Origin of the sequence: Clostridium saccharoperbutylacetonicum N1-4(HMT), from assembly GCF_000340885.1 — a bacterium.
Taxonomy (GTDB): Bacteria; Bacillota; Clostridia; order Clostridiales; family Clostridiaceae; genus Clostridium; species Clostridium saccharoperbutylacetonicum.
Genome location: NC_020291.1, coordinates 893,885 through 917,758, shown reverse-complemented (window position 1 = coordinate 917,758; position 23,874 = coordinate 893,885). Strand labels below are relative to the sequence as shown.

The window sequence follows — 23,874 nt, the reverse complement described above, 5'->3', positions numbered from 1 at the left end:
AAAAATGAAATTATTCTTCTAAATTTTATAGAACAAAATAATTCCCATTTCTGTTTTTACATTTGCTTATATAAATGCTTTAATCATTTCACTTTCTAAATTGTAACAAATGAGTCTTAGCATATCCTTAATGCTAGCTTAGAATTTGCTGAGAAAATTAGACATTCACTTAGTATATAAATAATTGAAAAACTTATTTACAACTATTTAATATCTCAACATAAATATTGGCAAAAAATAAATACATTTGTGTATAACAGAAAATTTCTCATGGTTCTGCATAACACAAATGTATTTTATATCTTTAAAACTAAGACATGATTATTTTGCTTGACTCAAAGCATTTTGAACAGCCTCAATTATTCCTCTGCTGCTATATGTAGCTCCTGAAACTGTATCTACACTCCCTGATTGCTTTGAAATCACACTATTTGTTATAGTCCCTATAGCTCTATTATAATATTTTGAAGTATCCTCATTAGATACAGTTTTTACGCCTGTTATTTTTCCACCTGCAATAGTAACAGAAATTTTAGTTGTTCCTCCAAAGCCTGATCCAGTTCCTGTATATGTACCATCCTTATATTGGCTAGTGCTATTATTTTTACTTGTGTTAGTATTGCCATTAGCACTCGTACTTCCTTGACTACTAGTTGAATTTGATGAAGTACTTTTTTGAACTGGTGGTTGTGCTGAAGCATTTTGATTTGCCACTGGTGGAGGTGTCATCGGTTCACTGTTAGCTGTATTATTGGAAGATGAGCTTGAACTTGTACTTCCTTGACTTGCTTTTGCAGTTGAACTATTACTACTTGAAACTGCTCCCCCAGCTTGACTAAGTGCATTTTTAACTGCATTTATAATTCCATTTGAACTAAAAGTTGCACCTGAAACTGTATCTACATTAGCTGATTGAGTTGATATTACATTTCCCATTATGCTGTTTGAAGCCTTTTGATAAAACTCTGGAGTATCTTCATTGGATAAAGTTTTTACATTAGTTATTTTTCCATTAGCAATAGTAACAGAAACTTTAGTTACTCCTCCAAAGCCTTGTCCAGTTCCTGTATATGTCCCATCCTTATATGTTTTTGAAGTATTATCTGTAGCTGTTGTCTTTGTATTATTTGTTGAAGCTGGGGCTGCACTCTCTGCTCCGCTTGGAGCTGCATTTTCCCCTGTAGCTATTATATTATCATTACTAGAAATAGCACTATCTGAACCTGAAACAGTAGCTTGACCCAATGCATCCTTCACTGCTTCTATTATTCCCTTAGAACTGTAAGTAGCTCCTGATACTGCGTTAACTTGTGGGGTTTGATTAGAAATTATCCCATTAGAGATTGTTCCAAAAGCTCTGCTATAATAATCTGGAGTATCTTGATTTGATATAGTTTCTATGTTTGTTATTTTCCCATCTACTATTGTTACAGATACTTTAGTTGCTCCTCCAAAGCCTTGTCCAGTTCCTGTATATGTTCCATCTTTATATTTTTGTGATGAATTATCTGAAGCTGATCCCAATGAAGCATCACTTAAAATAGCACTTTCATTTGATATAATTCCTGCTTTAGTTAGTGCATCAACTCCAAAGTTTGTAATCCCATATGCACCTAACATTGTTGCCATTGCTAGTGATCCAGCTAAGCTTTGATTTACATCTTGACCGAGAATATTTATATTTGCATTTCTTCTAGGACACACTTCTGTACACTTTAAACAATTAATGCAATCTCCACCTTTAGCATAATCGCCTTTATAAAGGTAATCCCATAGAACAATTCATTGTACATGCTCTACATTTTCCACAATCAGCTTTAGGCTTATTAATTTTCATGATTCCAACTTTAGATATTATTGAAAATACAGCACCTAAAGGACATAAATATCTACAAAAAAATCTTTCTATAAATGCAGCTCCAATTGTAATTAAAACTAAAAGGATTAATCCAATAAGCAAGTTATTCACTATAGTTGATACATTAGTAATCTGCCCAAAAACATCCCAAGGACTTGTACTTTCCAAAATACTGCTTCCAAAGGTCCATGAAACAATTATTATAAATAATAATATTACATACTTTGCATATTTCAATATAGAGTCAGCTTTTTCATCTATTTTAAATTTTCCTTTAAATACTTTTTTAGCTATAAAATATATTAAATCATTATAAGCTCCAAAGGCACAAATCCATCCACAGAACCATCTTCCTATTAAAATTGTTACTAGCATTACAGCTACAAATTCAATTAAACTTGGAAACGCTTGAAGAAAATTAAAATTTCCTTCAATAATCATTTTATATACTGTTTTTGTTTCATTAAAGGCCATTGCATAAAGACCTGGTAATGCAAAAAACATAATTAATTGCACTATATGCCTTAAAACCTGAGATTTCTTAATTTTTTTAGCCATCTTTGTTTCTCCTTCTTAACTTTATCTTTTTCCACAATCTTTACTTAAAATATCAATTTTATTAACAACTAACTGTTTATTTATGTATTAAGGCAAATTCTTCATTTGTTAACATAAAAATTTCTTTAACACCTGAGGTCATATAAACCTTTTTATCCTCTGTGACAAGTATTGCATCTACTCCTCTAATTGCTTCTATAATATTTAAAGCTTTATCTACTCCAAGAATATAAACACCTGTTGATAACCCATCACCATCTATTGAATTATCAGATATAATAGTTGCACTTATAATTTTGCTTTCTGATGGATATCCAGTTTTAGGATCGATTATATGATGAAATCTCTTCCCATCTTTCATAAAATATCTTTCATAATTTCCAGAGGTAACAATTGATTTGTTTTCAACATCTAATATTCCTAAAAAATCTCCTCTAGAATTAAATGGATTTTGAATACCAACTTTCCAAGGAGTCTTATCTTGCTTGCATCCCAACGCAAAAATATTTCCTCCTAAATCAATTAAAGCACTTTTTATTTTATGTTTTAAAAATATATCACGAGCTTCATCGGCTGCAAAACCTTTTGCAATTCCTCCAACATCCAAAGCCTGCTTCTTTTGCTTTAACATTATCGAGTGTTTATCTTCATCTAAAACCACATCCTTATAATTTACAATCTCCATAGCAGTTCTTATTTCAGCCTCTTCCGGTATTTTTTCTTCTTTTGTTCCTATACTCCAAAGCTTAACCAATGGCCTTATTGTAGGATCAAAGGTTCCCTCTAAAATTTTGCTATATTCTAAAGCCTTTTTAATGACAAAATAAGTATCATCGCTTACCCTTTCAGCTTTGTTTCCAGCACTAACGGTTATTTTGGATATTTCACTTTCTTCTTTAAAAGCTGACATTTTATCATCAATATCATTTAATCTTTCAAGTACTTCATCTACTGCCTTTTCAGCATTCCTTCCAATTGCTCTTAAATTTATTAAAGTTCCAAGTGCATAACTACTCTTTATATACTCATGTTTTTCATACTTTCCAGTAATAAATACAGAAATTAAAATAAATAGTATAACTGCAGAAAACATTATTAATAAAATGCTTGTTATATCTATGATAATCACACTCCTTTATGTCTCTTAATTTCCTCGCTAGCTAAATTATAGCAATTAACTCTTAATTTATCCTTAGCATAAGCTTAGAATTTGCTGAGAAAAGTCATAACAGTTTTTTTGAACACCAAGGTATAAAAAAAGAAGGATAATAGTCTTCTTTCACTATTATCCTTCCCTTAAAAACTTATTAAGTGATTCTTATATTTTTTTAACCAACTACAACTAATATTTTTACTTAATTTTCTGTTTTAAGATAAACAGTAAATGTGGTTCCAACCTCCAACTGACTTTCTACCTTTATTTTTCCATTGTTACTATCTATTATGGCTTTTACTATAGAAAGTCCAAGCCCATATCCTCCATGTTCCCGAGATCTATGAGTTTCGCTTCTAAAAAATCTATCATATATTTTTTTAATATCCTTCTCTGGTATTCCTGTCCCATTATCACATATCTTTAATACTGCAAATCTTTGATTTTCAAATATTCCAAAATCAGTAGCTATAGTAATACTCCCTTTAGTCTTATCTGTATGCAGAACAGCATTTTGTGTTAAATTGAATATGACTTGCTTTATTTGATCTTTGTTTATAATAGCATATATATCCTCTTTTAAATCAAACTGCAGTTTCCTATTTTCACAAAGCACTTGAAGTTGAGGTTGAATTTCTTGTATCAATCCATTAATATCTTCCTCTTTCATTTCTACAACAGGCTTTTTATCAAGCTTTGTTAAAATTAAAAGGTCATTGACTAACTTTGTTAGCCTTTCACTTTCCATCAATATACTATTTAAAGCTAGATCTAATTGATCTTTATTTTTAGCTGCGCCTCTTAATAAGACTTCAACAAATCCATGAATCGAAGTCAATGGAGTCCGAAGTTCATGAGATGCATCTGATACAAAACTTCTCATCTTTTCCTTAATAAGTTGTTCCTTTTCAAATGATTCTTCTATCCTTGAAAGCATAATATTAAAGGATTTTGCTAATCTATCTATTTCAAATTGGCCATTCTTCTCTTCAAGCCTTGTATGAAGATCCGTTACCTCTATACCTTCAACCGTATTAGTTATTTTGTATAGGGGCTTTAAAGTTCTATTAAAAATTGCAGTTCCCATTATTATACCTATTATTAGTATAAAAATTGACAAAGTGCTATCTACATATAACTGTTTAAGCAATATGTCTTTTATATCTTGTATTGGAGTACTTAATTGAATTAAGCCTGAAGGTGAAGAAAGGTCACCAACCTTTATCCATACTACCATTTGATAATTATTATCTTCATCTTTTAAAGTTTTATATTCATGTTCTAAATTACCTGATTTATTCAAAAGACTACTATATTCATCTTTGGAAAGCATAGGTACCTTTAACCTTTTAAAAGATTTTTCATCTATTTCCTTGTTATCCTCATCACCATCATTATCATCTTTTTTGGTTATATCCTCTAAATTGCTGTATATTAATTCTCCATTTTTATTAATTAGTGAAGCTCTAATATTTTTACTTGCTACTCTATTTAAAATCTCCATTGCTTCTGTTTTTGTGATAGTATTTAAATCTTCTTTTGATAACTTACTAAAATCTAAATTATGAAATCTTTGTTGTAATACTTGCCTCTTATCTTCACATAGATACTTTTCCATACTTATAGATTGAAAAATCCCCATTGTAATTAATAAAATAACTAATATAATCATTAAGCTAAATAACAATTGCCACTTTAAGCTATTTATTTTAAACTTATTTTTCAACCTCTTCATTGTGCCACCATTTTATACCCAACACCACGAACAGTCTTGATAATATTGTGCTCATTATCTTCAATCTTATCACGGAGATATCTTATATATACCTCAACAATATTTTCCTCTCCATTGAAATCATATCCCCATACTTTTTCTAGTATGAGAGCTTTACTTAATGCAATTCCATTATTTATTAGTAAAAATCTTAATAAATTATACTGAGTTGGGGGCAATTCTAATGTATTCCCACAATATGTAATTTCATGTGCACCATCATCAATAGAAAATTCACCTATATGTACAATATCGTATAATTCTGGATAGCTATTTCTAATTCTAGCATTAATACGCGCTAAAAGTTCTTTAAAACTAAAAGGCTTTGCCATATAATCATCTGCCCCAATATCTAGTCCCTTAACCCTATCATCAACATCATCTCTAGCTGTAAGCATAATAACTGATGTTTTAATCAATCTTTTAAGCCTTGAACACACTTCATATCCATCCATTCCAGGCAGCATAATATCTAGTATTACTATATGTGGATTTATTTCTTCAGCTAATTTAATAGCCTCATTCCCATCAAAAGCAGAATATACTATATACCCTTCTGATTCTAAACCCATTTTAATAAAATCAATTATACTTTTTTCATCATCTACTACAAGAATAGTAATTTGGCCTTTTGTTAATGGATTCATATTTTTTCTTCCCTTCATAAACAGTTTATAATTTCATATTTTTTTCTTTAAGCCTTCTCCTGTTTTCTCCTGTTGAACTTTTACATTTTGCCCTAGGCATTTCTCTTTTAGACTTACATCATTAATTTACAATTAAACCCTTATATTGATAATTGTTCATTCATCATAAATGTTAATAATTGATAATTTATCATCGAAAATTGACAATTGATCATTTTGTGCTATTTCCCGAACACCTGCTCTTTAAGTCTTAACCCTTCTTTAGTTACAGCTACGCCTCCCAAAGCTGTTTCTTTAAGAGCTTCTGGTAAGCATTTTCCCACTTTGTACATTGCACTTACTGCATCATCAAAAGGAATCTTTGATACTACTCCTGCCATTACCATATCTACTGTACAAAGAGCAGTTATGGCACCTTGAGCATTCCTTTTAGCACAAGGAATTTCAACAAGTCCAGCAACTGGATCACATACAAGCCCTAAAACATTTTTAAGAATTATTGCTGATGCATCTAAACTCATCTTTGGAGTTCCTCCCATCATTTCAACAACAGCTGCTGTTCCCATAGCAGAAGCTGAACCACATTCTGCCTGACAGCCTCCCTCAGCTCCTGATAAGGTTGCATTTTGACCAATTATCATACCAACGGCAGCAGCAGCAAATAGACCTTTTACAAGTTCATCCTCATTTAAATTAAGTTGCTTTCCTGCACTTAAAATTACTGCTGGCAAAATCCCACAAGAGCCAGCTGTAGGACATGCAACAATTTTTCCCATAGATGCATTTACTTCTGCAGAAGAAAGAGCCATTGCCATTGCCATTGTAGTCACACCACCAGTGAGCGTCCTTCCATTTTGAGCATAATTGTATAATTTATATCCATCACCACCGATTAAACCGCTAACCGAATAAACTTCTTTCTCCATCCCTTCATTTGCTGCTGACATCATAACTTTTAAATTTTTTCTCATCTTTTCTATTACTTCTTCTCTGTTTGCGTCACTTTCTTCCATCTCACATATTATGGCATATTCGCTCAATGAAATATTATGTTTTTCACAAATCTCTAATAATTCTACTCCCGACCTTGCTATCATAAAAAATTCCTCACTTTCTTCTTCCAACTGTAACTTCATAACTATATTAGGTTCCGTATTGCAGCATAGCTGCTCTCTTTATAGGGGCATAACTCCTAATTGTAAACTATAAGCTGCTAGCTCCCAACTGTAAACTGTTAACTGATTACCGCTGGGCTTATTGAGATCACATTATTTACTAACTCTATCTTCCTAATCTCTTCAATTAATTCATCACTTAATTTATTGTCCATTTCACAAATCATCATAGCTTCTTCACCTTTTTGATGTCTAAAAACTCTCATAAATGCAACATTAATATTTTCACTGTAAAGTAACCTTGTTACACTATTTATGCATCCAGGAGCATCCTTATGGGCCACAATTATTGTTTCATACATTCCTGTAAAATCAACCTCATTATCATTAACTTCTATAATTTTAATATTTCCTCCACCAATAGATGAGCCTGTAACCTCACAGTGATTGCCTTTTACTGTTCTCATAACAAATTTAACTGTATTAGGGTGGACATCTCCTAAATCAGCTTCTTTAAATAAAAATTTAATTCCTCTTTCTCTTGCTATATCAATAGAATTTCTAAGTCTCTCATCACTTGGTTCCATTCCTAAAATTCCTGCAATTAATGCCCTGTCTGTTCCATGGCCTTTATAGGTTTTTGCAAATGATCCATGTAATAAAAATGTTACTTCTATTATATCTTCACCAGCAATACTTCTAGCAATTTTCCCAAGTCTTGCAGCTCCTGCTGTATGTGAACTTGATGGTCCTATCATAATAGGACCTAAAATATCAAAAACTCCAATTTTTTTCATTCTTACTCCTCTTTCTTAAACCCTTACAATTTCAATATATAGTTCTAATTAATATTATAAATTTCAATCAAAAAAATTCTATTCTTTCTTCTGACTTTTTCCTATAGAGCCTTCATCCTTAATTGAAAATTGATAATTGAACATTGCTCTTTAGAACCTGCATATTACTATTTTTATATTAATTAAACCATAATATAATAAATTTTAATATATTTTATTATGAAATTTATTATATTTAATACAAAGCTATTTTCACTAATTGTAAATTGATAATTGCACATTGATAATAAAAAAGAACAACAGTAGTTTACTTTCTCCTACTATTGTTCCCTCTTAAGCATATTATTAATATTAAATCCTAAACTTTTGAACTATTTCATTAAGTTTTTGTGCAAGTTCTGCTTGCCCTTGTACTGTTGACGCCACCTGTTCTAAGCCTTGCGTAGTTTCATTCATACTTTCTTTTATTTTCAGAGCGTGTTCAGTGGATTTTTGAGTTGTTCCTGCCATATTTTGAATTGCTTCGCTTACTTGTCCAACAGTTGCAGTAACTTCTTCTGACATAGCCGCAATCTCCTCTGACATATTACTTACAAATTCAGAATCCTTATAGTATTGAGTCCCCGTCTTTTCATAAGCTTCAAATTGTTTATTTACATCCTTATCAATAAATTCTAAAATATCACTTCCAGTATCGATGCTCCTCTTAAAAGCAGCCTGTACTTTAACGATAGTCTCCTGAATATTTTGTACTGCTCCTGAAGATTCCTCTGCAAGTGTTCTAACCTCTTCTGCAACAACTGCAAAACCTTTTCCCATTTCTCCTGCTCTGGCAGCTTCTATTGCCGCATTTAGTGCCAGCAAATTAGTTTGTTCTGATATTTCAGCTATAGTTCCTGCCATAACTCTTATATTATCTACAACTTTACCTTCTTCAATAACTTTCGCCATTCTTTGTTGTTTCTCATCTGATACTTCTTTAGATTCTTTCAAAGCTTTTTGACTATCATTTTTAACTTGTACTGCTCTTTCTTTAGCAGAATTTGCATTACCACTTCCATCCATAGCTTTTTGTGAAAGTACGGAGATACTTGAATCGACCTCTTGGATAGATGCACTTATTTCTTCTGCTCCTGCACTGGCTTCTTCCATATTTCGAGCAATATTATTTACAGCTTCGTCAACACTAACTGCCTTTGATGATAATTCCTGCACCGTTGCTGAAAGCTCTTCTGATGAAGCACTTAAATTTTGAGAATTATCAAGGATAGTCTTAATCAGTTCTTTAATATTACCTTGTGCCTTAAGTAAAGAACCATATGTTTGTCCAAATTCATCACCTCTGATTACCTTAGATTCATATGATAAATCATAATCAGCAAGTTTTTCTCCAAGTAATCTCATTCTTTGTAGTGGCTTATTTATATCACTTGATAATATTAATCCTATTACAATAGCTAATATAAGCCCGACAACACTCAATATAACCATAGTTGTATTTGCAGCTGTATAAATTGAAACAATATTATCATTTGCATCACTAGATTCTTTTAAATTTGCTTCTATTAATTTATCTAAATAATTAAATAACTCATCTGTAATTTTCGGTATATCTTTATATTGCTCAGCAGCTCCAGTATACTGGCCTGCGTCTATAAGTTTGATTGTATTTCCTCTTACTATACTGTACTGGTTTAATTGACTATTAAATTGTTCAAATATTTCATTTTCATCATTATCTTTAGGCAAATCTTTCAACTGAGATATATACTTGTCATTTTCCGCATTATTATCTTCAATACTTTTTTCCAATTTAGCCTTTATATCTGAATCTTTTTCATCTTTTAAGTTTATTAAATCTGCTAAATTACTCTTTATCTCAGTTAAATTTTGTTTCATATCCGTTAACATATAAACACCTTGTAAATTTTGGCTATACATCTTTTTTGCATTTTCTCCTACATTTTTAAGCGAAATAATTCCTACTCCACCTACAATGCCAATTAGCAACGCAACAATCAAAAATGCTATAATTAATTTTATCCTTACCTTTACATTTTTTAATATATTCATTTGTTATCGCTTCTTTCTATAATAAATTTAATTATTAACAATTGTTTCAACTCATAATTTGATTAAGCATACCTTTTGTAATAGGTACTTTAAAAATTAATATAATTATTTTCTATATCTTAAAATATTGCTGAACCAGTGATACTCAGCTATACTAGTATTATCACCATTATTCATATAGTGAATATACAATAGGGAGGATTTTCAATTGGCTACTATAAAAGAAATTGCATCTCTTGCAGAAGTTTCTATAGCAACAGTTTCTCGAGTTCTAAATTTTGATGAAACCTTAAATGTTAGCAATGCAACAAGAGAAAAAATCTTAAAAATTGCAGATGAACTTGAATATGTACCTTTAAAAGCTAAAAAAACTAAAAATAAACTTTGTAAGGATGTTGGCATAATTTATTGGTACAATTACCAAGAAGAATTAGAAGATCCATATTATTTATCAATAAGGTTAGCTGCTGAAAAAAAATGCAATGAAAATAACCTTAACTTAGTAAAATTAACTGAAAACAGTTCTATTGATGATATTAGCAAAGTAAATGGAATAATTGCCATTGGAAAATTTAATTCAGATACCATAGAGAAATTATCCAATGGAAACGAAAATATAATTTTTGTAGATTTTTCTCCAAATGAAAATAAATTTGATTCTGTGATAGTAGATATGGGAAGAGCAACAACAAAAGCCTTAAACTACTTATATGAATTAGGACATAGAAAAATAGGCTTTATTGGCAATAAAAACTCTGACAACCTATCTACTGAAGATATATATGCAGATGAAAGATCAATTGAATATAAAGAATTCATGCTTAAAAATAACATTTTTAATCCAAACTACATATATATAACAGAAAAATATACCTTTAAAGCTGGCTATAAGCTTATGCTTAAAGCTTTAGAATCGGATGATAGACCAACTGCATTTTTTCTTGGAAATGACTCTATGGCTATTGGAGCATATAAAGCTATTTCAGAAGCTAATCTATCAATCCCTAATGATATTAGTATTATAGGCTTTAATGACCAGCCAAGTGCTAAATATATGATTCCAGCTTTAACAACTGTGCGAATTCCAGGAGAATATTTAGCTGGTGCTGCTGTTGATTTATTACTTGAAAATCTAACTTCAACTAGAAATTATAATAAAAAAGTCATTATCCCAACTGAATTTAAAATAAGAGATAGCTGCAAAATAATAAAATAACAAAAATAGTCTATGCTACCTTCTAATCTAAAGATGCATAGACTATTTTTTAATTAATTCATTTTCTTTAATATTTTGAAGCCATATTTATTTAAAATAACTTCCTTTACTACTTTTGCATCCGTCACTATATCTATATATTCATCTTTTACTAATGAAACTTTCTTTTCTTCTTCACTAAAATTCATGATAAATATATATTTATTATCCTTGCTACAGCGCATTTGGGCAGTAACACCTTCTGGCAACTCTGCATCAATTACACTCTTGATATTCAAATCACAAATAAGCTTTGAGTAAAAATCCTTGTTAAAAGTATGCTCTGTTCTAGCTGCTATATAATATGCTTTTCCTTTACCATAACTATTTACAGTTAGTGCAGGCATATCTGCATAGAAATCATTTTTATATACGCCAAGAACTTCTGCTGTTTCTGCATGGATTAAATCACAGTAATCACTTACTTTATAACTAGTTTTTAATCCCTCTATTTTTTTGTCATTAACTTCTATATAATTTGCTTCATCATCATATAGTGAATCTATCTCTTCTGACCAAATTCCTGTAACCTCTCTTAATGGTCCAGGGAATCCGCCTAAGAAACAGAGATCATTTTCATCCACAATACCACTAAAATAAGTAGTTACAAAAGTTCCTCCATTTTTTACAAATTCGTTAATTTGTTCTGCAACTCCAGGACGTATCATATAAAGCATTGGAGCTATTACAAGTTTATATTTTGACAAATCACACTCCATATTAATAACATCTACTGGAATTCCCTTCTCCCAGAACACTTTATAGGCTTCTTGACAACTTTCTGCATAACCTTTTTTGTATTTCTTTAAGCCTTGCGCATCATCAATTGCCCATCTGTTTTCAACATCATATATTACTGCTACTTCTGGTTCCACTGAAGAACCTTGAATTTCCTTTATTTTATTTAAAATTTCTCCAACTTCAGATACTTCTCTAAACACTCTAGTATTTTCATGTCCACAGTGATCTACAACAGCACCATGAAATTTTTCTGAAGCACCTCTTCCCTTTCTCCATTGGAAATATAAAACTGAATCTGCTCCATGAGCTAAGCCTTGTAGTGATGACAATAAATGCATTCCTGGGCGTTTTAGTTTATTAGTATCGTGCCAATTTACTAGGCTTGGAGTACTTTCCATAACCAAAAATGGCTGGCCACCTTTTAATGTTCTATATATATCATGCACAAAACCAACATTTGATGCTAAATCTGCAGTACTTTCAAAATCATTATGCCATGCAGGATAATTATCCCAAGATGCCACATCTACTTCTTTTGCAAATTTCCAATAATCTAATCCTATAAATAACTCCATATGAGGATAATTTCCCATGAAGTTAGCTGTTACAGGTATATTAGGAGTAAGCTGTCTTATAGGTGCAATTTCATTTTTATAAAAGTCTATTGTTTGATCCGTAACAAATCTCTTCCAATCTAAATTATGTCCATGAACAAATATTTCACCTTTTTCAGATGGACTTTCTATTTGAGACCAACTGGTAAATTTATGACTCCAAAAGCCGGTCCACCATGCTTCATTTAACTTTTCTAAATCATTGTCGTATTTTTTCTTAAGCCAAGCTCTAAAAGCTTCCTGGCAAAGTTCACAGTGGCATTCTCCTCCGTACTCATTAGAAATATGCCACATTATTAGAGCTGGATGATCTTTATATCTTTTAGCTAAAATCTCATTAATTGCATAGGTTTTGCTTCTATATACGGGGGAAGTGAAACAATGATTATGCCTTTGACCATGAAGATTTTTGCTTCTATCACCATTAACTCTTAAAACTTCTGGATATTTTTCAGACATCCATGCAGGCCTTGCGCCACTTGGCGTAGCTAAAATTACATGAATATTATTTGCTGCCATATCATCCATGATTTTATCTAGCCACTCAAAGGTATATTTACCTTCCTCTGGTTCAATGGCACTCCATCCAAAAATATTTATAGAAACACAATTGCAATTTGCAAGCTTCATAAGTCTAACATCTTCTTTTAATATTCCAGGATAGTTTAACCATTGATCAGGATTATAATCTCCACCATGCAATAATCCCTTTACCTTATTAATCCCTTTGAATTCTTCCTTCATGAGCTTTCCTCCTAAACTTTAAACTGTAAACTGAATCAAATTCTCCACGCACAACTGTAACTTGTAAACTGTAAACTACTTAATAGATCCTGTCATTCCAGCTACAAAGTGCTTTTGCATTACAAAGAATACTAGTGCTGTTGGTAAAGTTGTAATTACTATAGCAATCATAATTAATCCATAATCAGGCGAATAACTTGATGCTAATTTTGAAATTGTAAGTAAAACAGTCCATTTTTCTGGTGATTGTAATCCAATTAATGGCCATAAATAAGCATTCCATGCGCCCATAAATGTAATAATTGCTGCTGCTGCATAAGTTGTTTTCATAGTTGGACAGAATATTTTAATAAAAATACCAACTTCACCTAATCCATCAATTCTTGCTGCTTCTAAAATTTCTTTTGGAAATGTCTTTGTATTTTGTCTAAAGAAGAAAATTAAAAATGCAGTACAAACACTAGGTAAAATTATAGCTCCCATTGTATTTACACCTATAAAACTTAATGGTGAATTTTTTAAACTTGAAAATAGTTTAAATAATGGAATCATTATAGCTGAAAATGGAACCATCATAGATAAAAGTAAAACTGTAAACACTCTATCTCTAGCCTTTGTTCTAAATATTTCAAAACCATAACCTGCTACAGAGGATACAATCAATGCAAGAATAGTTGTTATAATTGCAATTTTTCCTGAATTAACTAATGAAGTAACAAATCCTAAATCCGGCTTTAATAAATTATTTAAATTTTCCATAAAGCTGCTTCCAAAGGATAACTTTCCTCTTGTTACATCAACTGATTTATTTGTAGCACTTACAATCATCCAAAAAAATGGAAAAATAGAAATAAAAGATGCTACACATAAAAATATATATTTAATTGCTTTATTAAATTTGTTAGTCATTTTTATCGCCTCCTATTTTAAATTGAATTATGGCTAATATTATTACCATAACAACAATTAAATAAGCTACTGCTGTTGCATATCCAAAGTCTGGTGTATACGTAAAGCATAAATCGTAAATGTATTTAGAAATGGTAGTTGTAGCATTTGCTGGACCACCCTTTGTAATATTCATAATTTCATCAAATAGCTGTAATGTACCAATTGTTGAAGTAATTGTTGTGAATAAGATTATAGGTTTTAATAATGGTATTGTTATAGCTGTAAATTTCTTAAATGGAGATGCTCCATCAATGTCTGCTGCTTCATAAATTGAATAATCAATATTTTGTAAGCCTGATAAATAAAATATCATGTTGTAGCCTGTCCATCTCCAAGTAATTGCTATAATTATTAAAACTTTAGCCCAAATTGGATGTGTAACCCATTCTATTGGAGCTCCAATTAAATGAAGGCTCATAAGCATTTTATTAACCAATCCATCTGATGCAAATATACTTTTAATAATAATTGAATATCCAACCAAAGATGCTACACATGGTAAGAAAATTGCTGTTCTGAAAAATCCACTAAATTTTAAAGTTCTATCATTAAGAACTGATGAAATAATAAGTGCTAAAATAATCATTATTGGAACTTGAACTATTAAATAAATAAATGTATTGCCAACTGCTTTAATTAATGTTGCATCAGAAAACATCCTAACATAATTATCTAATCCACTAAACTTTAAATTGTTTCCTTTTCCTGATTGTAGGGACATAATCAATGATTGAACCATTGGATAAAATACCAATAATCCTATTAAAAATGTACCACCTGATATAAAAATCCATCCCCACATATTTTCCTTACTGTTAAGTCCCGCATGGTTGTTTCGTTTCATTTCTTTATCAACTCCTATTATTTATAAAGACCATTTGCTAAATAATCTTTCAAAACTTTAACAAACAGTCTTTATAAAATCTCATTTTTCTATTATATTAAACTTATTATTATTTGCTTACAGCAGCTTCCGCTTGCTTTTGTGTATTCTTAAGTGTTGCATCAATATCTGCTCCGCCTACGATAGCTTGCATACCTTCTGACATAACGCTTTCTAATTGATAAGTGTAAAGACCATAGTTTACAGCTGGAACTTTAGTAGTCCATAATGCCATGTCTTTGTATACTTCTTGATTACCATAGAATTCTAATGGCTTGCTATAGTTTGGTGAAGAACTAGCTGATTTCAATGTACTTACTAAACCAATAGCTGGAACTAAATCATTCATTAAATCATTATCTGATGCAAAAGTAGTTGCTAAGAAATCTGCAGCTAAATCTGAGTTACCAACTTTATCTAACACATACCAGCTACTACCACCACTATTTGATGAATTTACTGATTTAGCATTTGCACCTAATCTTGGAATAGCTGTTACTGCCCATTTACCTTTTTGATCATCTGCTTTTTGTATTGAAGAAGAAATCCAACATCCACTTGGTACTGATGCAACGTCACCTTTTTGGAATGCTGCTAAGAAATTATCCCATCCAGAAACTTGTTTAGTAATACCTGCATCAACCATTTGTTTGTATATTTGAACTGATTGTTTTAATGCTTCATTACCATCAATATTTACTGTCTTACCATCTTCTTTTACATACCATGAACCTGCTGATTGCATCATGATTCTAAGTTGATTTAAATCACTTGGATCAATAGTAAGCATTGCTTTTCCAGTTTTAGCTTTTACTGCTTTACCAATTTCTATGTATTTTTCCCAAGTAAGATCTTTCATATCTTCTTTCTTATATCCTGCTTGTTCAATTAAATCTGTTCTATAAAATAATGCTGCTACACCACTATCAAATGGTACACCATAGAATTTACTTCCATCTGACATAACATTTAATTTGTAATCTGCAAATTTAGTTTTATCAACTTTACCACTTAAATCTTTAATTTCACCTGGATAAGATTGTAGATAGTTTTGAATTCTATAATCTTCAATTAATACTACATTTGGAAGACCATCGTATGTACCTGATGAAAGACTTGTATTTAATTTTTGTACTACATCAGCTTGGGCCATATTTACAACATCTATTGTTACATCTGGGTGATTTTTTAAGTATTTTTCTTTTGCCATATTTACAGCTTTAATATTGAAAGTATCATCCCAAGCCCAAACTGTGATTTTTTTATCATCTTTACCTTTGTTTGCTGTTGATCCAGCATTTCCACTTGGTGCTGATGATCCACATGCCATTAAGCTAACTGCCATCATACCAGTTACTACTGCAGCCATGATCTTTTTAAGTTTCATAAATTTTTTCCCCCTTGAAATTAAATTTAATTAATTAGTAGTTTTCTTGTTTATGTTTACATTATAGCATCACCTCTTGTGTAAACGTTATAATATAATTTATATTAATTTGTCATTATTTTATACGTTTTCAAAATATAATTGTTATTTTTTTATTGTTTTGTACTTTTTTAATATTGGTATCCTGTTCTACAAATCATAATTCACAATTTAGTACAAAATTACTTTACAATTATAAATTTCATTCAAAAAAATGTACAAATCTTTGCTATTAGGTACAATCAAAAAATAAGCAACCCATTGTGTGTAATTGTTTCATTAGGAATCATTTATTAAATCCCTAGAAAACAAAACACAATAGGCTGCTTATTTCAATAAGTTATTTATTAAGCTTATTTTTTGCTTTTAGTGTCTCCACTATTAATCTTCTTTAAATTCCTTTTGAGCAGGAATAGTTATTTTTACAGTAGTTCCCTCATTTAACTCACTCGTAATAATTACTCCATACTTTTCTCCATAAAGAAGTTTAATTCTATCATTAACATTGTTAATACCAATACTAGTGAAATGCTCATGTTTTTTAGATGAATTACTAAACAAACTTTTTATATCCTTACTTGCTATCCCAACTCCGTTATCTATAATCTCACAAATTAAAACTCCATTCTGTTCATTTATAAGTACATGTATAACTCCATTGTCCTTATCTGTAAACCCATGAAAAAATGCATTTTCTATAAATGGTTGAAATATTAATTTAGGAACAATATATTCTTCGCAATTTGGCATTACAAAAAAATTAACCCTAATGTTGTCTCCATATCGAATGTGATTTATCAACACATAATTTTTTAAATTCTCTATTTCCTGCGCTATTGTTATCATTTCATTTTTATTACTGATTGTATTTTGTAATAAAGAAATAAATGCATCTATTGTTTCCGTAGATTTTTCTACTTTCCCCTGCCACATGAGCCATTTAAGTGATGAAAGTGTATTATAAATAAAATGCGGATTAATCTGCATTTGCAATGCATGAATCTCTGCTTTTCGTTTTTCCTTTTGCATTTGCATTTGCTTATTTACATAATTATTTAACCCATCTAACATATAATTGAATGTTGAAGATAATTCTCGAACTTCATAACTCCCTGAAATTTCAATATGATTATTAAAATTACCATCAATTATTTTAGGCATTGTTTTAACAAGGGTTGAGATTGGTGTTGTAGTTGTTCTTATTATAAAAAATGTGATAATAATAAACAGTAATGCTATTATTGTGCTAGTTGCCATAATTTCTCTAGAATCATATATTTCATCTAAAACTATATTTTTATCAATAGTACCAACTATATTAAAATTATATGTAGGTAAATGCTTTGCCAATATTGCTACATCAGAATAATCTAATTTCGTGTTCACATATTTATAGTCATTATCTAAAATATTTTTTGATATATTATATAACTCTAAATTTTTAGTTCCTATTTTAGGCATATTATTAGAAGAAACGATAGTTCCATCGTCAGATATAATTGCAATATTATTGCCATTACCAACAAAGTGATCATAATATTTATTTAATGAACTTTGACTGATAAGAACATAAACAAATCCATAAGGCTCTTTTGTGAATTTATCACATAAAACCTTTATTGCTAATAATGCACTGGAATATCTAGTTGTATTCGTAAACCCATTAGCCAGATATTGATATGAAACCACATTCTTATTTGCTAATGCATTTTTTGTAATAGTACTATTTAATATTGTAGCAGGACTTAAAACAAGGCTGCCATCATTTGGGAAAAAAGTATTCCCATTGAATCCAATTACCACTACAGAAATATCATAAAAATCTTTTTGAGGTACAGTTTTGTCTACTAAATTTTTTTTCATATTATACAAAGTATTGAAATTAAGTTGAGGCCCCATTTCTTCTTCTGTTTTTGTTAAATATCTCTGGTAATCTGGAATATTATCGATTGCATTCATAATATTAATGATTTTATCATTAAGTTCATTAATGTTGTTTGTAATTTGTGTTAAAACCTTATAATTAGATTTACTGAAGGTATCAGCAAGGATGCCTTTTGAAATTTTAATTGTAATCACACTTATAGAAATAGATACTAATATAACACTTACAAGTACAATTGAAGCAACTCTAGAAAACAGACTAGTTGAGTGGATAAATTTCAATATTTTCGACATTCTTTATATTTCCTTCCTTAAGGCACATAAAAAATTAACAACTCCATGTGTCTAACTTAATCCTTTTATACTGTTTTTTCTAAAATTACTTGGAGTAACTCCAGTAAATTTTTTGAATACCTTACTAAAGTAACTTTGATCAGAATATCCAACCATACTACTAATATCTGAGATAGGTATATCTTTCTGTAAAAATTCACAAGCTTTCTTTATTCTTATTTTATTAAGAAATTCATTAAACCCTTCTTCATTATGTGAACTAAAGTATGATGATAAATAGTAATAATTGAAATTAAATAATTTTGATACATATGACAAAGTAAGCTGTTCATCATAATGATCATATATGTATTGTATTATCTTATTAAGCATATGAGAATTAATATTACTTTCTTGCTTATCTATAATTTTGTTAAATAAATCTAAAATTTCTTGATAGGCTTCCATAAGATCTTCCGCGTACTTGCTACTATCAATTTTATCAAAACACTCTCGCTTTAATGAATTTGATGAAATTCCATCACTATTTAAATATTCTAAAGTAGAAATTACATTATAGAAACAATTCTGTATCAAAGTCTTTAACTCAAATTCTGTAAGCGCTTTATTATTAATAACCTTATTTATATACTCGGTCAGCATTTCAAAAGCCTTTGGAATTTTTAATATTGAAACCAACTCAGAAAATCCCTTAAAATTAAATTTTTCTATTTCAGGTGCTTTCTTCAAGCTTTTTGAAGATAATAAATTAATATTCTTATTGTAAAAGTATTGCTGCGTTAACAATAAAAAATCAGTTTCATATATCTCCTTAATATTTTCAATATTATAAAATTCTTTACTTAAACCAAAAAATGCTTCTCTAAATTTAGAGGCAACATCATTTGAAATTTTAATTAACTTATTTTCTACATTTGTATAGTTTTCACGTTTAAAGTTAATAATCAAAACAATCATATCATTTTCAATATTAGTAACTTGTGTTACTTCCTCTTTAAAATCCTGCAAATCTATTTCTGATATAAGGCTGCTAAGCAATTTTTGTCTCTCCTCATAATTAGGATATACTTTTTTAGCATTAATTCCAAAGATACAAAAACATGGATTGATAAATAATTTATTCAAATGTTCAAAGTCAATATCATAACCAAGAATAAGTCTATTTAATAAATTATCAATATTAACTGCACTTTTAGAAGGCAAATCCACACTTGATATTTTCTTTGCAATTTTCTTTAATGTATCAAGGAAATCCAAAGGCTTTAATGAAGGTTTTAATACATAATCTACTGCTCCATTTTGAAACGAAGATCTCACATACTCAAAATCACTATAACTGCTTAATATAACAATTTGTATTTGAGGATATTTTTCTTGTACAATTTTAGTAAACTCGATACCATCTACTTGAGGCATTACAATATCTGAAATTATAATATGAGGAATATTAGTTTCAATTATTTCAAGTGCTTCCTGACAACTTGAAGCTTCTCCAATGATTTGAAAGCCTTCCTGTTCCCAATCGAGCATATGTTTAATTCCTTGTCTCATAATAAATTCATCGTCAACAATTAATATTTTACAATATTCACTCAAGCTTCTACCTCCTAATGCAAATTTATTGATAAAGTTTACATAAATAATATAATTATATAATATATTTATATTCTTTTCAAATCGCAAAAATATTTTACTAAACTTTTACTAAAACAAATTGACTTTTTACTTAGAAGTTTATACAATTGAATTGAAAACGATTTTGAGTCAGTTAACAGTTTTGAGTTAACAGTTTTGAGTTTTGGATGAAATCTCTAAATAGATTTCTAAATTTTATTTTGAAAAGCCCTAGGCTTTTCTTCCTTAACTCCTAACTCATACCTCCTAACTCTTAACTACTACAAGAAGGTGAGGTATTTATATGAACAATATTAAACAACCATCTTTGGATTGGCTAGAAGATCCACAAGTTTTTAGAGTAAACAGAATAGATGCACATTCAGATCATTGGTTTTATGAAAAAATGAATGAATTAAAACTAGATGATGATATGCCTCTTAAACAAAATTTAAATGGAAGCTGGAGATTTTCATATAGTGAAAATCCATCCTTAAGACTTAAAGATTTTTATAAAGAAGATTTTGACATTAGTGGCTTTGACTACATAGAAGTACCTGGACACATCCAACTTCAAGGTTATGACAAATGCCAATATATTAATACAATGTATCCATGGGAAGGTCATGATGAATTAAGACCTCCTCATATTTCAAAAACCTATAATCCTGTAGGAAGCTATGTAACATTCTTTAATATTAAAGATGAACTTAAAAATAAACAAACTTTTATTTCTTTCCAAGGGGTTGAAACAGCTTTTTATGTATGGGTTAATGGAGAATTTGTTGGATACAGTGAAGATACTTTCACTCCATCTGAATTTGATATTACTAGCTATTTAAAGGAAGGCGAAAACAAACTTGCTGTTGAAGTTTATAAAAGAAGTAGTTCAAGTTGGATTGAAGATCAAGACTTCTGGAGATTTTCTGGAATCTTTAGAGATGTTTATTTATATGCAATACCAGAAACTCATATAAATGATATCTCTGTCAAAACGGATTTATCTGAAGATTTCACTAATGCCAAACTTAATGCAACCTTAAAAATGATTGGAAATGAAAATGTAAAAATAAAAGCATATCTTGAAGATGCTTTAGGAAATAAAGTTGTTGAAGCTACAGATATTCCTTTTAACAACAAGCTAAACTTCTCACTTGATGTTGAAAAGGTTAAGTTATGGAGTGCTGAAGAACCAAATTTATATGAACTATATATATTTGTTGAGAAATCGGATAGCACTTTAGTTGAAGTTGTTAAACAAAAAGTTGGCTTTAGACATTTCGAAATGAAAGATAAAGTTATGCATCTTAATGGAAAAAGAATAGTCTTCAAAGGCGTTAATAGACACGAATTTAGTGCAAGACGTGGTCGTTCTATTACAAAAGAAGACATGCTTTGGGATATTAAATTTATGAAGCAACATAATATTAACGCAGTTAGAACTTCTCACTACCCTAACCAAAGCTTATGGTACAGATTATGTGACGAATACGGTATTTATTTAATAGATGAAACAAACTTAGAAAGTCATGGTTCATGGCAAAAGATGGGACAATGTGAACCTTCATGGAATGTACCAGGAAATTTACCAGAATGGCAAGCTGTTGTTTTAGATCGTGCTACATCAATGCTTGAAAGAGATAAAAATCACCCTTCTGTAATCATTTGGTCCTGTGGTAATGAATCCTATGCTGGTGAAGATATATTCCAAATGTCAGAATACTTTAGAAAAACAGATCCTTCTCGTTTAGTACATTATGAAGGAGTATTTTGGAATAGAGAATATGAAAAGATAAGCGATATGGAAAGTAGAATGTATGCAAAGGCATTTGAAATTGAAGAGTATCTAAATAATGATCCTCAAAAACCATATATCAGCTGTGAATATATGCATTCTATGGGCAACTCTACTGGCGGAATGATGAAATATACTGAACTTGAGGACAAGTATTTAATGTACCAAGGTGGCTTTATTTGGGACTACGGCGATCAGGCTCTTTATAGAAAACTACCAAATGGTGAAGAAACTTTATCTTATGGTGGAGATTTTACTGATAGACCATCAGATTATAATTTTTCAGGAAATGGTTTAATTTATGCTAACAGAGAAGTATCCCCTAAAGCTCAGGAAGTTAAATATTTATATCAAAATGTAAAATTATTCCCTGATAAAAATGGAGTCACTATTAAAAATCAAAATTTATTTATAAATGTAGATAAGTTCAATTTATATTATAAAGTTGAAAAAGAAGGATCACTTTTAAAAGAAGGTATTGCAAAGGTTTCTGTTCACGCTGGTGAAGAAAAATATTTTGAATTACCATTTGGTGATTATAACTGTTCAGAAGAACTTGTATACACTGTTTCATTAATCTTATCTGAAGATACCCTTTGGGCTGCTAAAGGTTACGAAATAGCTTTTGGACAAAAGGTTTATGAAAGAAAAGAAACTGCTAAAACTACTCCTACTTCTACTTTAAAAGTAGTTCATGGTGATGTTAACATTGGAATTCATGGAAAAGACTTTAAAGTAATTTTCTCAAAACAAGAAGGTGGGATTGTTTCTTTAAGATATAGCGGAAAAGAGTTCATTACAAGAACACCTAAAACTTATTATTGGAGAGCAACAACCGATAATGACAGAGGAAACAAACATGAGTTTAAATGCGCTCAATGGCTTAGTGCTTCAATTTGTCAAAAATATGTTGATTTTTCAATGGAAGAACAAGCTGATAAAGTTGTGCTTCATTACACTTATGAACTTCCAACAATACCAACTACAAATGTTAAAGTAGATTACGAAGTTTCAGCTGACAATTCAATTAAAGTAAATGTAGCTTATAAAGGTTTAGAAGGCTTACCTCTATTACCAGTACTAGGAATGAACTTCAGACTTTTATCAGAATTTAATTCCTTCTCTTGGTATGGAATGGGACCAGATGAAAACTACATTGACCGTGCAGAAGGTGCAAAATTAGGTATTTACTCAAGTACACCACTTAAAAACTTATCTAAATACTTAGTTCCACAAGAATGTGGTAATAGAATTGATACTAGATGGGTTGCTATTAAAAATGAAAAAGGTGAAGGACTTAAATTCTCTTATGAAAAATTGCCATTTGAATTCAGTGTTTTACCTTATAACAATATGGAACTTGAAAATGCTCTTCACCAAGAAGACTTACCTCCTGTTAACTTTACAAATGTAAATATAATAGGAAAACAAATGGGTGTTGGTGGAGATGATAGCTGGGGAGCTCCAGTATTATCTGAGTACTGTATAGATTCAAACAAAGATTTAGAATACAGTTTTGTAATTTCTAATATATAATAAATTTTCTTAATAAAGATATCCAAATCGAAAATTAAACTTATGCAACAATTACCTAAATCAGATACATTTATCTTCCACAGGACTAGTGAAATTTTCGCTGGAAGGTTCTAAATGTTGGCTTGTCGTCATTTCAGCGTGTTCCAGATGTAAAATCTGAAC

Annotated in this window: 16 protein-coding genes; 2 read left to right on the top strand and 14 right to left on the bottom strand. The window is 30.1% G+C overall.

Translation table 11 applies throughout. From position 1 onward, the window contains the following. Positions 1–321 precede the first annotated feature (321 nt). From CSPA_RS04095 to CSPA_RS04060, 8 genes are all read right to left on the bottom strand, one after another. Positions 322–1,704, bottom strand: coding sequence for an FMN-binding protein (locus tag CSPA_RS04095; RefSeq protein WP_015390940.1), 1,383 nt, complete (start codon positions 1,702–1,704; stop codon positions 322–324). A 52-nt stretch (positions 1,705–1,756) separates the two neighbouring features. Then, positions 1,757–2,416 carry a 4Fe-4S binding protein gene (locus tag CSPA_RS04090; RefSeq protein ID WP_015390939.1) on the bottom strand — a complete coding sequence of 220 codons (660 nt, stop codon included), beginning with the start codon at positions 2,414–2,416 and terminating at the stop codon, positions 1,757–1,759. Positions 2,417–2,492: 76 nt separating this feature from the next. After that, positions 2,493–3,509 (bottom strand): FAD:protein FMN transferase, encoded by a 1,017-nt coding sequence (locus CSPA_RS04085; protein ID WP_042314976.1) that lies wholly within the window; start codon positions 3,507–3,509, stop codon positions 2,493–2,495. A gap of 262 nt (positions 3,510–3,771) precedes the next feature. Then, positions 3,772–5,304, bottom strand: coding sequence for a sensor histidine kinase (locus tag CSPA_RS04080; protein ID WP_015390937.1), 1,533 nt, complete (start codon positions 5,302–5,304; stop codon positions 3,772–3,774). After that, the gene (locus tag CSPA_RS04075; protein WP_015390936.1) at positions 5,301–5,990 is read right to left on the bottom strand and encodes a response regulator transcription factor; all 690 of its coding nucleotides are present in this window, start codon (positions 5,988–5,990) and stop codon (positions 5,301–5,303) included. Before CSPA_RS04075 ends, CSPA_RS04080 begins: the two co-directional genes overlap by 4 nt. 221 nt (positions 5,991–6,211) lie before the next feature. After that, positions 6,212–7,087, bottom strand: coding sequence for an L-serine ammonia-lyase, iron-sulfur-dependent, subunit alpha (gene sdaAA / locus CSPA_RS04070; RefSeq protein ID WP_015390935.1), 876 nt, complete (start codon positions 7,085–7,087; stop codon positions 6,212–6,214). Between the two features lie 137 nt (positions 7,088–7,224). Continuing rightward, complete coding sequence (sdaAB, locus tag CSPA_RS04065) at positions 7,225–7,902, bottom strand: L-serine ammonia-lyase, iron-sulfur-dependent subunit beta (RefSeq protein WP_015390934.1); 678 nt, start codon at positions 7,900–7,902, stop codon at positions 7,225–7,227. 351 nt (positions 7,903–8,253) lie between these two features. Further along, positions 8,254–9,975: a methyl-accepting chemotaxis protein gene (locus CSPA_RS04060; protein WP_015390933.1), complete on the bottom strand. Its 1,722-nt coding sequence runs from the start codon at positions 9,973–9,975 to the stop codon at positions 8,254–8,256. Between the two features lie 208 nt (positions 9,976–10,183). Between CSPA_RS04060 and CSPA_RS04055 the strand changes: the two genes are divergently transcribed. After that, on the top strand, positions 10,184–11,191 hold the full coding sequence (locus CSPA_RS04055) for a LacI family DNA-binding transcriptional regulator (RefSeq protein ID WP_015390932.1): 1,008 nt from the start codon (positions 10,184–10,186) through the stop codon (positions 11,189–11,191). 53 nt (positions 11,192–11,244) lie between these two features. On the opposite strand, the gene CSPA_RS04050 is transcribed toward CSPA_RS04055, so the two are convergent. The 6 genes from CSPA_RS04050 to CSPA_RS04025 form a co-directional block, all read right to left on the bottom strand. Next, on the bottom strand, positions 11,245–13,329 hold the full coding sequence (locus CSPA_RS04050; protein ID WP_015390931.1) for a beta-galactosidase: 2,085 nt from the start codon (positions 13,327–13,329) through the stop codon (positions 11,245–11,247). A gap of 75 nt (positions 13,330–13,404) precedes the next feature. Next, positions 13,405–14,238: a carbohydrate ABC transporter permease gene (locus CSPA_RS04045; RefSeq protein WP_015390930.1), complete on the bottom strand. Its 834-nt coding sequence runs from the start codon at positions 14,236–14,238 to the stop codon at positions 13,405–13,407. Next, positions 14,231–15,124 (bottom strand): carbohydrate ABC transporter permease, encoded by an 894-nt coding sequence (locus tag CSPA_RS04040; RefSeq protein WP_015390929.1) that lies wholly within the window; start codon positions 15,122–15,124, stop codon positions 14,231–14,233. The genes CSPA_RS04045 and CSPA_RS04040 overlap by 8 nt, the downstream gene beginning before the upstream one ends. 109 nt (positions 15,125–15,233) lie before the next feature. After that, a complete protein-coding gene (locus tag CSPA_RS04035; RefSeq protein WP_015390928.1) occupies positions 15,234–16,550 on the bottom strand; it encodes an ABC transporter substrate-binding protein in 1,317 nt (438 codons plus the stop codon). 420 nt (positions 16,551–16,970) lie between these two features. Beyond that, positions 16,971–18,767 (bottom strand): cache domain-containing sensor histidine kinase, encoded by a 1,797-nt coding sequence (locus tag CSPA_RS04030; protein ID WP_015390927.1) that lies wholly within the window; start codon positions 18,765–18,767, stop codon positions 16,971–16,973. Positions 18,768–18,818: 51 nt separating this feature from the next. Next, positions 18,819–20,363, bottom strand: coding sequence for a response regulator transcription factor (locus CSPA_RS04025; protein WP_015390926.1), 1,545 nt, complete (start codon positions 20,361–20,363; stop codon positions 18,819–18,821). 322 nt (positions 20,364–20,685) lie between these two features. Here CSPA_RS04025 and lacZ point away from each other — a divergent pair, with 322 nt between their 5' ends. Beyond that, positions 20,686–23,712 (top strand): beta-galactosidase, LacZ type, encoded by a 3,027-nt coding sequence (gene lacZ / locus CSPA_RS04020; RefSeq protein WP_015390925.1) that lies wholly within the window; start codon positions 20,686–20,688, stop codon positions 23,710–23,712. The last annotated feature ends 162 nt before the right edge of the window (positions 23,713–23,874 follow it).

Bases quoted from the DNA above. Each gene is read 5' to 3' on its own strand.
- CSPA_RS04090 (WP_015390939.1), bottom strand. From the start codon at position 2,416: ATGGCTAAAAAAATTAAGAAATCTCAGGTTTTAAGGCATATAGTGCAA.
- CSPA_RS04085 (WP_042314976.1), bottom strand. From the start codon at position 3,509: ATGTTTTCTGCAGTTATACTATTTATTTTAATTTCTGTATTTATTACT.
- CSPA_RS04080 (WP_015390937.1), bottom strand. From the start codon at position 5,304: ATGAAGAGGTTGAAAAATAAGTTTAAAATAAATAGCTTAAAGTGGCAA.
- CSPA_RS04075 (WP_015390936.1), bottom strand. From the start codon at position 5,990: ATGAATCCATTAACAAAAGGCCAAATTACTATTCTTGTAGTAGATGAT.
- sdaAA (WP_015390935.1), bottom strand. From the start codon at position 7,087: ATGATAGCAAGGTCGGGAGTAGAATTATTAGAGATTTGTGAAAAACAT.
- sdaAB (WP_015390934.1), bottom strand. From the start codon at position 7,902: ATGAAAAAAATTGGAGTTTTTGATATTTTAGGTCCTATTATGATAGGA.
- CSPA_RS04060 (WP_015390933.1), bottom strand. From the start codon at position 9,975: ATGAATATATTAAAAAATGTAAAGGTAAGGATAAAATTAATTATAGCA.
- CSPA_RS04050 (WP_015390931.1), bottom strand. From the start codon at position 13,329: ATGAAGGAAGAATTCAAAGGGATTAATAAGGTAAAGGGATTATTGCAT.
- CSPA_RS04045 (WP_015390930.1), bottom strand. From the start codon at position 14,238: ATGACTAACAAATTTAATAAAGCAATTAAATATATATTTTTATGTGTA.
- CSPA_RS04040 (WP_015390929.1), bottom strand. From the start codon at position 15,124: ATGAAACGAAACAACCATGCGGGACTTAACAGTAAGGAAAATATGTGG.
- CSPA_RS04035 (WP_015390928.1), bottom strand. From the start codon at position 16,550: ATGAAACTTAAAAAGATCATGGCTGCAGTAGTAACTGGTATGATGGCA.
- CSPA_RS04030 (WP_015390927.1), bottom strand. From the start codon at position 18,767: ATGTCGAAAATATTGAAATTTATCCACTCAACTAGTCTGTTTTCTAGA.
- lacZ (WP_015390925.1), top strand. From the start codon at position 20,686: ATGAACAATATTAAACAACCATCTTTGGATTGGCTAGAAGATCCACAA.